At 73.9% G+C, this 13,436-nt stretch carries 2 protein-coding genes; both read left to right on the top strand.

The window, feature by feature from the left end:
* Nucleotides 1-99: 99 nt before the first annotated feature.
* The gene (locus tag A3IG_RS0107310; RefSeq protein ID WP_018382894.1) at nucleotides 100-6,603 is read left to right on the top strand and encodes a type I polyketide synthase; all 6,504 of its coding nucleotides are present in this window, start codon (nucleotides 100-102) and stop codon (nucleotides 6,601-6,603) included.
* A 2-nt stretch (nucleotides 6,604-6,605) separates the two neighbouring features.
* Nucleotides 6,606-13,298: a type I polyketide synthase gene (locus tag A3IG_RS0107305; protein ID WP_018382893.1), complete on the top strand. Its 6,693-nt coding sequence runs from the start codon at nucleotides 6,606-6,608 to the stop codon at nucleotides 13,296-13,298.
* Nucleotides 13,299-13,436 lie beyond the last annotated feature (138 nt).

Below are 13,436 nucleotides of genomic sequence, written 5' to 3'. Positions count from 1 at the left end.
GCAAGCGGCTTGAGTAACGGTGGCGAGCGATCTCACGTACGAATTCATCGATCCCCGGTGAAGTCATCACATAATGTATATCTCGTCGGGAGAGCCCACATGCCTCAGCCGACCACCCACCGCAAGCGCGCTTCCCTCCCCACGTCCACGTCCGCGAGCATCCCCGCCCCGCGTCCCGACGACATCGCCGTGGTCGGTGTCGGCTGCCGGTTCCCCGGCGGGGTGCGGGGCCTCGACTCGCTGTGGAACGTTCTGCTCAACGGTGTGGACGTGGTGGACAAGGTTCCTCCCGACCGCTGGGACGAGAGTTTCTTCCACGACGATCCGAGGAACCCGGGCACCACGTACTGCCGCGAGGGCGGATTCCTCACCGACATCGACCGTTTCGACGCCGACTACTTCGGCATCTCCCCCCGCGAGGCCAGGGAGATGGACCCCCAGCAACGCCTGCTGCTGGAGGTCACCGCCGAGGCCATGGACGACTCCGGGCTGCCCAGGCAACGGTGGGAGGGCACCCGGACCAGCGTGCACATGGGCATCCTCGGCTCCGACTACCTGCTGGTGCACACCAAGGCGGCGGGCACCCGGACGATCGATCCCTACTTCGCCAGCGGCAAGGAGTTCAGCTTCGCCGCCGGCCGCATCTCCTACGTCTTCGGTCTGCACGGCCCGGCCATGACGGTCAACACCGCGTGCTCGTCCTCGCTGGTCGCGGTCCACCTGGCCTGCCAGAGCCTGCGCAACCACGAGGTGGACACCGCGCTCGCCGGCGGCGTGAACGCCATCGTCGCCCCCGAACTCACCGTGTTCATGGGCAAGGTGCAGGCGCTGTCCCCCACCGGGCGGTGCAAGCCCTTCGACGCCGCCGCCGACGGCATCGTCCGCGGCGAGGGCTGCGGCGTGGTGGTGCTCAAACGGTACGCGGACGCGGTGCGCTCCCACGACCAGATCTACGGGGTGATCCGGGGCAGCGCGGTGAACCAGGACGGGCGCAGCGCCGGACTCACCGTGCCCAACGCGGTGGCCCAGGCCGCCCTGCTCCGCCAGGCCCTGGACTCCGCGGGCCTCGACCCCAGGGTGCCCTCGTACGTGGAGGCGCACGGCACCGGCACCCCGCTCGGCGACCCGTTGGAGATCTCCGCGCTCGCCGAGGTGCTGGGCCGGGAGCGTCCCGCCGGCCGCCCGCTGCTGGTCGGCTCGCACAAGGCCAACTTCGGACACATGGACTCCGCGGCGGGGATCGCCGGGTTCCTCAAGTCCCTGCTGGTGCTGCGGCACCGCACGGTCCCCCCGCAGATCCACCACCACCAGCCGTCCCCGCTGGTGGACTGGGCGTCCTCCGGCATAGCCGTGCCCACCGAGGCCACGGAACTTCCCACCCGGCGCGGCCACGCGGTCGTCGGCGTCAGCGCGTTCGGCCTGTCCGGCACCAACGCCCACGTGCTGGTCTCCACCCCTCCGGCCGGCCGCAGGACCACCCACAGGGCCCCGTCGGGGCCGCGCACCCTACTGCTCTCCGCCTCCACCGAGGAGGGCCTGCGGGAACTCGCCGCCGACTACCGCGCGCTGCTCGACGGCCCCGTGTACAGCGGCACCCGCCCCGTCGACATCGACCAGGCCCTGGCCGCCGCGGCCCTGCGCCGCACCCACCACCGGCACCGGCTGGCCGTGGTGGGCGAGGACACCGCCGCCCTGTCCGCCGCCCTCACCGACTTCCAGGAGGGCCGCCGCCGCCCCTCGGTGTTCACCGCGGAGGCCGACGACAGGCGCCCCGCACCGGTGGTCTACGTGTTCTCCGGACAGGGCTCCCAGTGGCCCGGGATGGCCCGTGACCTGTACCGGGAGGAACCGGTCGCCCGCAGGGCGCTCGACGAGTGCGAGGCGCTGATCCGTGAACACGCCGGGTGGTCGCTGCTGGACGCCCTCGCCGACCCGGACCCCGATCGGCTGAAGGCCACCGAGGTGGCCCAGCCCGCGGTGTTCGCCGTGCAGGTCGCCCTGGCCCGCCTCTGGACCTCCTGGGGAGTCAAGCCGGACGCGGTGATCGGTCACAGCATGGGCGAGGTGGCCGCCGCCTGCGTGGCCGGCGCCCTCTCCCTCCCGGACGCCGTCCGACTGATCGTCGCCCGGGGCCGGTTGATGCAGCGGGCCACCGGCACCGGACGCATGGTCAACGTCGAGGCGAGCGCCGAGGACGTGCGCGCGACCCTGGACGAACGCCACCCCGAGGTCTGCGTCGCCACCGTCAACGGCCCGCGCTCGGTCGTGGTCGCCGGCCCCGGCGAGGCGGTGGACAAGGCGGTGGCCGAGCTCAGGGCCGGTGGCGCCAGCACCATCGCGCTCCCCGTGGACTACGCGTTCCACAGCCCGCTGATGCGCCCCTACGGGGACGAACTGGAGAGCCTGCTCGGCTCGCTGCGCCCGGCGGAACCCGGGGTGCGGATGGTCTCCACCGTCGCGCCCGACGAGCCCCTGCCCGCCCTCGACGCCCAGTACTGGGGCCGCAACCTGCGGGAACCGGTGTTGTTCTGGCCCGCCGTGGACCAGGTGCTCGCCGAAGGCGACGCGGTCTTCGTGGAGATCGGTGCCCACCCGGTGCTGGGCCGCCCGCTGCAGTCCGCGATCACCGAACGCGGGCGCGGCGGGGCGGTGGTGGGCTCCCTGACCCGGGACAAGGCGGCGCACACCACCCTGGCCCACGCCCGTGCCCGGCTGCACACCGCCGGGGTGGCGGTGGACTGGGCGGCGCTGCTGCGCGGGCCGGTGAGGCCCGCCGCGCTGCCTCCGCACCGCTGGGCCGACGAACGGCACTGGCTGTCCGGGGTCCACCGGGGACAGCAGTCCTCCGGCGGTTTCTCCGCGGAGGGCCTCAGCGCCCAGGTCCGGCTCTTCGACGCCGCGGGCACGTTGGTCGGGGAGATCGACGCGGGCGCCGTGGCCACCACGGCGACGCCGCGCGGCACCGGGGCCAACGGCACACCCGTCAACGGGGCCGCGCCGAACGGCACCGGTCCCCTCAGCGCCACCCCGACCGTCGCGCCCCAGGCCGCGGCACCCGCCGGGCCCGCCGCCGCGCCCGACCAGCAGGCGGCGGTGACCGCGCCCTGGGACCGCGAACAGCTCGCCGCCGCGGTGCAGGGCGCCCTGGCCACGGTGCTCGGCCACGCCCCGGGCAAGCGGCTCCCGGTCACCCGGGGCTTCTTCGAGTTGGGCATCGACTCCATATCGGTCGCCGAACTCGCCCGCCAGGTCGAGGAGGCCGTGGGCGTGCCGCTCGACGGTGCCGACGTGCTCTCGCACGCCAGCGTCGAGGCGCTGACCGACTACCTCGTCACCCTGGACCCACCGCCCCGGAACGCGCCCGGCCGGCGCCAGGCGCCGGACCAGCCGGCCGGCGACGCCCCCGCCCCGGAGGCCGGCCCGCAGGTGACACCCCGGCAGGACTCCGGCGGGGTGTCCGAGCGGCCGGCGGCCGACGTGCGGACGGTCGAGCCCGCGGCACCCGCCGCGCCCGCCCCCGCCGACCAGCCGCCGGCGGGGCCCGAGCCGATCGCGATCGTCGGCATCGGCTGCCGACTCCCCGGGGGAGCTGACGGCCCGCAGGCGTTCTGGCGGCTGCTCAGCGACCGCACCGACACCACGGGTCCCGTTCCGGCCGACCGGTGGAACGCCGCCGAACTGCTGGCCCGCGGAAAGGTCACCCCCGGCACGGTGGCCACCGCGCGGGGGGCGTTCCTCGACGGGGTGGACGGCTTCGACCACGGCTTCTTCCGCGTCTCGCCCCGTGAGGCGCGCAGCATGGACCCGCAGCAGCGGCTGTTCCTCGAGGTCGCCTGGGAGTCCCTGGAGGACGCAGGCATCCGCACGGAACTGCTGCGCGGTGGGCGCACCGGGGTGTTCGTCGGCCTCAACACCACCGACTACCAGCAGTTGGTGACCCGGGACCACAACGACGTGGACCTGTACTACGGCACCGGGAACTCGTTCTGCGGCACCGCGGGCCGGCTCTCGTACTTCCTCGGCGTGCGCGGGCCGAGCATCGCCGTGGACACCGCCTGCTCGTCCTCGTTGACCGCGATCCACCTCGCCTGCCAGTCGCTGCGCGCCGGGGAGAGCGACCTGGCGGTCGCCGGGGGCGCCAACGTGATGTCCACCCCGACGGTGTTCCTGGCGATGTCGGCGGCCGGGGCGCTGGCACCGGACGGACGGTGCAAGACCTTCGACGACTCGGCCGACGGGTACGGACGCGGCGAGGGCGCCGGCGCGCTGGTCCTGAAGACCCTCTCCCGCGCCGTCCGCGACGGTGACCGGGTGTACGCCGTCATCCGCGGCAGCGCGGTCAACCAGGACGGGGCCAGCGGCGGCCTGACCGTTCCCAGCGGCGAGGCCCAGGAGGAGGTCATCCGGGCGGCGCTCGAGCAGGCCGGCGTCCCCGCGGAGCACGTGGACTACGTGGAGGCGCACGGCACCGGCACCAGGCTCGGCGACGCCATAGAACTGCGGGCGCTCGCCGGGGCGCTGGGGTCGGGGCGTGCCCCGGACCGGCCGCTGCTCGTGGGGTCGGTCAAGACCAACGTCGGGCACCTGGAGGCGGCGGCCGGCGTCACCGGCCTGATCAAGACCGTGCTGGCGCTCAACCACCAGGAGATACCCGCGCACCTGCACGTGGAGACCCCGACCCGCCAGGTCGCCTGGGACCGCCTGCCGGTGCGCGTGGTCACCGACGCCACGGCCTGGCCCCGCGGCGACCGGCCGCGGCTGGCCGGGATCAGCGCCTTCGGGTTCACCGGGACCAACGCCCACGTGGTGGTGGAGGAGCCGCCGGCCCCGGTCGGCCGGCCGGCGCCCCAACCCGGGACGGGGCGGCCCCTGGTGCTGACGGTGTCGGCGGTGAGCGCGGTGGCGTTGCGGGCCGCCGCGGGCCGGTGGGGCGAACGGGTCGCCGCCGCCCGTGACGACGAGCTGGCCGACCTGTGCTGGGCCTCGGGGGCGCGGCGCACCCACCACGAACACCGGGTGGCGGTCGTCGCCACGACCCGCCGGGAGCTGGCGGACGCCCTGGCCGCGGTGGCCAGGTCCGACACCGCGGACGGGGTGGTCCTGGGCACCGGACGCCCCGGGGAGTACCGCAGGCTCGGCTTCCTGTACGGCGACACCGTGCCCGACCTGCCGTGGGCCGAGCTGCTCGGGGCGGCCTCGCCGGGGAGCGGGGACGGCGGCACCGCGCGGACCCTGCTCGGCGGTTCCGACGCCGCCGCGGCGTTCCGCGCCGAGGTGGTGGACGTGGACGCGGCACTGCGCGACGCGCTGGGCTTCTCCCCGGTGCGGGCCTGGGAGACCGGCACGCTGCCCGAGCCCGGTTCGACGCAGCACGAGGCGCTGGTCCTCGCCGGGCAGTTGACGGCGACGGCGCTGTGGTCCCGGCTGGGGATGACCCCCGACACGGTGGCCGGCCACGGGGTGGGGGAGTACGCCGCGGCGGTGGCCGCCGGCGAGCTGACCGCCACCGAGGCGGTGCACCGGTTCGCCGCCGGTCGAGGGGTCGGTGAGCCCGGCGGGCCCGGCGTGCTGACCCGTCACGCGGCGTCGGCCGGCTGGCCGGCGATCGGTGGCCTGCTGGCCCAGGACGGCGTGGAGGTGCTCCTCGCCCTCGGGGTCGGTGAGCCGGAGGCCGAGCGGGTGTCCGCCGCGTTCGCCGGCAACGGTTCCGAGGTGCGGGTGCTGCGGCTGCGCGGGCGGGGCCTCGACCCGCTGCGCACCGCCGCCGAACTCCAGGTGCACGGCTGCCGGGTGGACTGGGACGGGCTGCTGCCGCAGGCGCACCGGATGGTGACCCTGCCGACCTACCCGTGGCAGCGCCGCAGCCACTGGATCACGCCCCTGGCCCCGGCGGCCGACCCCGTGACGGCTCCGGCGACCACCGCGCCCACGGACGGCGGCCCGCTCCCGTCGGTGAACGGGGCGGCTCCGGAGGCCACAGCCCCGGTCCCCGCCCCGCCTGTCGCCGCCCCGCCCGTCCCCGCCGGCCCCCCGGTGTCCGCCCAGGGCGCCCCGGGCGCCGCTGACCGGCCCGAGGACGCCGCTGGCCGCCCCGTCACCCCGCTGGTGGCCGAGTTGACCGCGTTGCCCGCCGAGGCCCGCGCGGAGCGGCTGCTGACCACGCTGCTCGACCTGGTCGCCGAGGTGCTGGGGGGAGCCGACGACGTCGCCCCGGAACAGGGCTTCTTCGAACTGGGTGTGGACTCGGTGCTCGGCGCGGAACTCAAGGAGCGGGCCGAGGACCAGTTGGGCAGGGAACTGCCGGGAACGATCATGTTCGAGTGTCCGAACGCCCTTTCGTTCGCTGAGTTCATCCTCGACGACCTGTTCGGCGGGGCCGAGCCGGAGACCGGGCCGCCGGCCGCGCCGGGCAACGCCGCCCCCCGCCCCGACGGCGCCGGCGCGGCCGGCACCGCCGCCAGCGCAGGGGACGGCGCGGCATCCGGCGCGGAGGACGTCGCCGAAGGGGACGACGGCCTCGACGACCTCAGTGACGACGCGCTGATGGGGCGCCTGCTTTCCGCGCTCTCCAGCTCCGAAGCCCTGCTGACCGAGGGAGACTGACCATGACGACGACGCAGAGCGGCCCGGCGCAGGAGTACCGGACCCGGCTCGTCGAGGCCCTGCGCACCATCGAGCGGTTGCAGGACCGACTGAAGAAGGCCAACGACCGCCCGCAACGCCTCAGTGAGCCCATCGCCATCGTCGGCCTCGGCTGCCGGCTGCCCGGGGGCGCGGACAGCCCCGAGGCGTTCTGGCGGGTCCTGCGGGACGGGGTGGACACCACCTCCGAGTTCCCCGCGGAACGCGGCGACGCCTCGGCGCTGTACGACCCGGACCCCGACGCGCCCGGCAAGGCCTATGTGATCAGGGGCGCCTTCCTGGGCCGGGTGGACACCTTCGAGCCCAGCGTCTTCGGCATCTCGCCGCGCGAGGCGCTGGGCATGGACCCGCAGCAGCGCATCACGCTGGAGGTCGCCTGGGAGGCGCTGGAGCGCGCCGGCTACGCGCCGGACAGCCTCTCCGGCAGCGCCACCGGCGTCTACCTGGGGCTGAGCACCACCGACTACGTACGGATGCGGCAGAGCGAGGGCGACATCCGTGACGTGGACGCCTACCAGCTCGTCGGGGAACCCAGCTTCGCGGCCGGCCGGATCTCCTACACCCTGGGCCTGCAGGGCCCGAGCAAGGTCATGGACACCACCTGTTCGTCCTCGCTGGTCGCCCTGCACGAGGCGTGCCAGGGCCTGCGCCTCGGCGAGTGCGACATGGCGCTGGCCGGTGGTGTCAACCTGATGCTGTCGCCCTACGGCTTCGTCATGATGAGCAAGTTCGCCGGGCTCTCCCCGGAGGGCCGCTGCAAGACGTTCGACGCCAGCGCCGACGGGTACGCCCGCGGCGAGGGCTGCGGCGTGGTCGTGCTCAAGCGGTACTCCGACGCGCTGCGCGACGGGGACAACGTCATCGCCCTGGTCCGCGGCACCGCGGTCAACCACGACGGCCGCAGCAGCGGACTCACCGTGCCCAACCCGGCCGCCCAGCAGGACGTGATCCGGGCGGCACTGGCCCAGGCCGGCATCGCCCCCGGCGACGTGGACTACGTGGAGGCGCACGGCACCGGGACCGCGCTCGGCGACCCCATCGAACTGCGGGCGCTGGAAGCGGTCATCGGCCGCAACCGGCCGGCGGGCTCCCCGTTGCTCGTCGGCTCGGTCAAGACCAACATCGGGCACCTGGAGTCCGCCGCGGGCGTCGCCGGGCTGCTCAAACTGGTGCTGGCCCTGCAACACGGCCAGATCCCGCCGCACCTGCACTTCACCGACCCCAACCCCAACGTGGACTGGAGCCGGCTGCACATCGAGGTCACCGCGCAGGGCCGGCCCTGGCCGACGAGCGACCGCCCGGCCATCGGTGCCATCAGCAGCTTCGGCGCCAGCGGGACCAACGCCCACGCCGTGGTCAGCGCCCCGCCGGCACCCGCCGGGAACGGACAGAACGGGGTCACCCGCGACGTCCTGGTGCTCTCCGCGAACACCGAGGAGTCGCTCACCGAACTCGCCCGGAAGTACGCCCTGCACCTGCGCCGCGAACCCGACCTGACGCTCGGCGACGCCTGCCACACCACCCAGGTGGGCCGGTCCCGGCAGAGCTACGGCCTGGCCGTCGCCGGCGACTCCCTGGACTCGCTGGCCGACGCCCTCGACGCACACCTGCGCGGCGGCCGGGACCCCCGGGTGGACACCGCCAGGTTGCCCGTGCACAAGTACCGCAAGACCGGCTGGCTCTTCACCGGGCAGGGCGCCCAGTACGCGCAGATGGCCCGGGGCCTCGCCGACGAGCCCGCGTTCCGGGAGGCGTTCGACGCCTGCGCGGAGCTGTTCGACCCGCTGCTCGGCCGGTCGCTGGCCTCGGTGGTGTGGCCGGAGCCCGGCACCGAGTCGCCCATCGACGACACCCGCTACACCCAGCCGGCGCTCTTCGCCGTCGAGTACGCCCTGGCCCGGATGTGGCTCGGCTGGGGCCTGAAGCCCAGCGCCCTGCTCGGACACAGCATCGGGGAGCTCGCCGCCGCCTGCATCGCCGGGGTGTTCTCCCTGCCGGACGCCGTCCGGCTGGTCGCCGCCCGCGCCTCGCTGATGGCCGACCTCCCCGCCGGCGGCGCCATGGCCGCGGTCCACTGCGACGAGGCCACCGCCCGCAGGGCCATCGCCGACCACCCCGACACCCTGTCCCTGGCCGCGGTCAACGGGCCGCACACCGTCACCGTCTCCGGTGTCGCCGCCGACCTGGACGCGGTCCTCGCCACCCTCAAGGAACAGGGGGTGCGCAGCCAGCGGCTCACCGTCTCGCACGCCTTCCACTCCCCGCTGCTGCGGCCCATGCTCGACGAGTTCCGCAGGGTCGCCGGGACCATCACCTACGCGGCGCCCACCATCCCGCTGTACTCCAACGTCACCGGGCAGTTGTGGACGGCCGCCGAGGTCGGCCCGGAGTACTGGGTGCGGCACGCCGCCGGCGCGGTCCGCTTCCACGACGGGATCACCGGACTCCACGCCTCAGGGGTGCGCACCTTCCTCGAGGTCGGACCCGCCCCCGTGCTCGTGGGGATGGGCAGCAGGGCCGTGGAGGACCCGGACTGCACCTGGATCGCCTCGCTGCGCCGGCCCACCCGCAAGGGCGCCTCGCTGCACGACCAGGACAGCGTCCGGCAGGCGCTGGGACTGCTCTACCTGCGCGGCGGCACCGTGGACTGGGCCGCGGTGCACGCCGGCCAGAACCCGCGCCGGGTCCCGCTGCCCACCGCGGTGTGGCGCGGCGACTCCTACTGGTTCGCCGAGCGCCGCAAGGACGCCGAGGCCGCGCCGGCGCCCCGGGCCGGCACCGTGGTGCCGTCGATCGGGCTCCGCCTGCACAGCGCCGTGCCCACCTACGAGGTGAACCTCGACGACGCCCGCTGGGAGCCGTACGCCCGGCAGGCCACCGACGGCCGCAGCTACCTGCCGGTGGGCGCGCTCGCCGCGGTGATGCAGGACGCGGTGGCGGACGCCTTCGGTGGGCGCTGGGACTGCCTCGAGGAGCTCATCATCGACCAGCGCATCCCCAGGGACGGGGACGGCCGGATCGTGCAGATCACCCTGCGCTCGACCAGCGACGGCCACGCCACCTTCGAGTGGCACAGCATCACCCCGGACGAGGAGGCCGCGGGCGCCCCCTGGAAGCTGCACGGCCACGGCCTGCTGCGCCGCCGCGCCTCGGGCCGCCGCCTGGCGCCCGAGCTCCAGGTCCACCGCTACGGGGACGCCGTCAGCTACGAACCCGCCGCGCTGTCCTCGGCGCTGGCCGGAGCGGTCACCGGGGCCTCGCGGGGCGGCGGTGGCGTCCTGGTCGCCCTCGCCCCGGAGCGCGCCGAGGGCGGGCTGAGCTGGGTGGAGATCGTGGACGCCGCGGTCGCCGCGCTGTCCTGGGACGCCGGGGTGGACACCCAGGAGGTCGGCTTCACCCGCCGGGTCAGCGACCTGATCTGCGAGGACCCGCGGCGCGTCGCCTACGTGCGGGCCACCGCCCACCGGACCACGGGCACCTCCGAGCACCTGCACGAGGTGCTGGGCGGCGCGGAGTTCTTCGCCGAGGACGGCGCCCACATCGGCAGCATCGGCGAGTTGCTGGTGGTTGGCAACAAGGCCGCGCCGGCGCAGAGCGCCCCGTGGCGGCACCCGGACGAACTGCTCCAGCGGGTCGAGTGGCAGGTCGCCCCGGCCCCGCCGTCCCCCGGACGCCTGGACGACGAGAACTGGCTGCTGGTTCCGGACCGTGACGGCGTCGCCGACCGGCTCGCCGAGGAGCTGCGCCGGCGCGGGGCCCGCTGCCTGGTCGCCGCACCCGACGTGGCGGGCACGGACCGGGCGGCGGTGACCGAGCTGCTCGCGCGCTGGCGGGACCAGTCCGTGCCGACCGACACCGCGGACCGGATCGTCCTGCTGACCGGCCTCGACGCGCCCGAACCCGAGGCCGCCGACGCCGAGGCGCTGGTGGAGTACCGGGACCGCACCGAACTGACCGTGGTGTCCCTGGTGCAGGGGCTGCTGGCCCGCGAGGACTGCGCCAAGGCCACGGTCTCCTTCGTCACCCGGGGCACCATGCCGGCCCAACGTGCCCGGGGCGACGTCAGCTCCCCGTTCGGCAACACCCTGTGGGGGCTCGGCCGGGTGGTCGCGCTGGAGCACCCCGAACACTGGGGCGGAGCGGTGGACCTGGACCCGGCGGGTCCGCTCACCGACGACGTCGCCAGACTCGCGGACGCCCTGCTCGACGTGCGGGCCGAGGACCAGCAGGCGCTGCGCGGCGACACCCGCTACGTGGCGAGGCTGGTGCCGCACAGCGTCACCCAGGAGGAGCTGCGGAGCACCCCGCCGGTCAGGTCGTCGGCGTCGTACCTGATCACCGGCGCGTTCGGTGGGATCGGCCGGGCCCTGTCCCGCTGGCTGGCGATCAACGGCGCGGGGAAGCTGGTCCTGGTGGGCCGGACCCCGCTGCCGCCGCGGGCCGACTGGGACATGCCGGGGCTCTCCCAGGCGGTCCGGGAGCGGATCGACCTGGTCCGGGAGTTGGAGGCCACCGGTGCCCTGGTCGAGGTGGCCGCCGCGGACGTCTGCGACCCCGCCCAGTTGCTGCCGGTCATGGAGGACCTGGCGGTGGACTCCCGCCCGTTGGCCGGCGTGGTGCACGCGGCGGGTCTGTCCGTCCCGCAGTTCCTGCGCGACATCACCGTGGAGACGCCCGACGACTACGACGCGGTCTGGCGTCCCAAGGTCGTCGGTGGCTGGCTGCTGCACCAACTGACCGAGGGCGCGGAGCTCGACTTCTTCCTCGGGTTCTCGTCGATCGCCGCCACCTGGGGCTCCCAGCACCTGTCCAGCTACTCCGCGTCCAACGCGTTCCTCGACGGGCTCGCGGAGTACCGGCGGGGGCTCGGACAGGCCGCGCTCACCGTGAGCTGGGGCCCCTGGGAGCTGGAGTCCAACCTGTTCGGCGAGGACGTGCTGGCGTTCTTGATGTCCACCGGGCTACGGACCCTGTCCGCGCCGCAGTGCCTGAAGCTGCTCGGCGCGCTGCTGCTCGGCAGCGAGCCGCAGGCGGTGGTCTGCGCCGCGGACTGGGCCACCTACAAGCCGGTGATGGAAGCCAGGATCGAACGTCCGCTGCTGCGCACGCTCCAGATCGTCGAGGACTTCGGGGACGACGCCGGGTCGCCGGTGTTGGAGGAGATCGGCCGGGCGGCCGGTCCGCGTGAACGCGTCGAACGACTCGTCGGCTACCTGCGGGACGTCCTGGGTGACGTGCTGTCGGTCAGTGCGGACGCCATCGAGCCGGAGGCCGACGTGATGTCCCACGGCCTGGACTCGCTGATGGTGATGGAGGTCGTCAAGCGCTGCAAGAAGGACCTGCGGGTCAGCGTGCGCCCCAACCACCTGTTCGAGCGGTCCACCCTGGTGGACTGGGCTGACCTGCTCTCCGGTGAGCTCGGCGGGGCGGGCGACGACGACTCGGCCGCGGCGGAGCCCACGGAGGCGGTGATGGCCGACCCGGCGAACATCGCCGAGGACGTCTCCCTCGCCCCGGACATCGTCCCGGAGGGCCCCCTACGGGACGGTTACCAGGACCCCCGCCAGGTGCTGCTCACCGGCGCCACCGGCTTCCTCGGCGCCTACCTGCTGGACGAGCTGCTGGCCACCACGGAGGCGACCGTGCACTGCCTGGTGCGGTGTCAGGACCCGGCCGACGGGCTCGCCCGCATCCGGGCCAACTACGAGAAGTACCTGCCCTGGCGCACGGAGTCCGAGGACCGGATCTCGGTGCTGCCGGGAGACCTGGAGAAGCCCCTGCTCGGCCTCCCGGACGAGCAGTTCGACACCCTCGCCCACGAGCTGGACGCGATCTACCACAACGGTGCCTGGGTGAACTTCACGTACACCTACGAGCAACTGCGGGCCGCCAACCTGGCCGGGTGTGAGGAGATCCTGCGCCTGGCGTGCCGGGGGCCGCTCACCCCGGTCAACCACATGTCCACCTACGGCATCTGGGGTCTGCCGGCGGACGGCCGGACGGTGATCAGGGAGACCGACGACATCACCGGCGCCGGGAAGCTGGTCACCGGCTACGTGCAGACCAAGTGGGCCGCCGAGCGGCTCATGGAGATCGGCCGGTCCCGGGGCATCCCGGTGGACATCCACCGACCGGGCCGGGTGCTGGGCGACTCCCGCACCGGGGCCGCGCTGACCACCCACTTCACCACCCGGGTGATCAAGGGGTGTATCCAGCTCGGTATCGCGCCGGCGCTCGACCTGGAGATCGAAATGACGCCGGTGGACTACGTCGTCCGGTCGTTGGTGCGCATTTCCCGGGAGCCGCACGCGTTCGGGGAGACCTACCACCTCGTCAACGGGCGCAAGATGACCTTCGAGCGGCTGATCCGGGCGATCACCGGGTACGGCTGGAAGGTCGAGGTCGTACCGGTGGACACCTGGTGGGGCACCCTGCAGGACTCCTACGCCGAGCAGGACAACGAACTGCACCCCGTGATGGAGGTCGTCGAGGAGTTCGTCGTCGGTGGCGAGGAGGCCATCGACTACGACGACAGCAACGCGGAGCGCGTGCTCAAGGGAACGGGAATCAGTTGCCCGCCGCTGGACGAGGCGCTACTCGGCACGTATTTCGACTGGATGGTGCGCAGCGGCTATCTGCCCGAGCCGCGCGGCTGAACCGACTTGTGATCGGTCGCTCCTGGAAAGTCCCAGGTAGAGGAGGACATAAACGGATTTGATGGCTCGTGGGGCGCCTCGTTGCCTCTCCTCAGCTTGCCCAGAGAAACTCATCGGTCATAGAATTCATCGTACGAT

This window comes from Wenjunlia vitaminophila DSM 41686 (assembly GCF_000380165.1).
GTDB classification, from domain to species: domain Bacteria; phylum Actinomycetota; class Actinomycetes; order Streptomycetales; family Streptomycetaceae; genus Wenjunlia; species Wenjunlia vitaminophila.
Note: the sequence above shows the minus strand (reverse complement) of the source record. Positions and strands in the feature narration are given on the sequence as shown.

Bases quoted from the DNA above. Each gene is read 5' to 3' on its own strand.
- A3IG_RS0107310 (WP_018382894.1), top strand. From the start codon at position 100: ATGCCTCAGCCGACCACCCACCGCAAGCGCGCTTCCCTCCCCACGTCC.
- A3IG_RS0107305 (WP_018382893.1), top strand. From the start codon at position 6,606: ATGACGACGACGCAGAGCGGCCCGGCGCAGGAGTACCGGACCCGGCTC.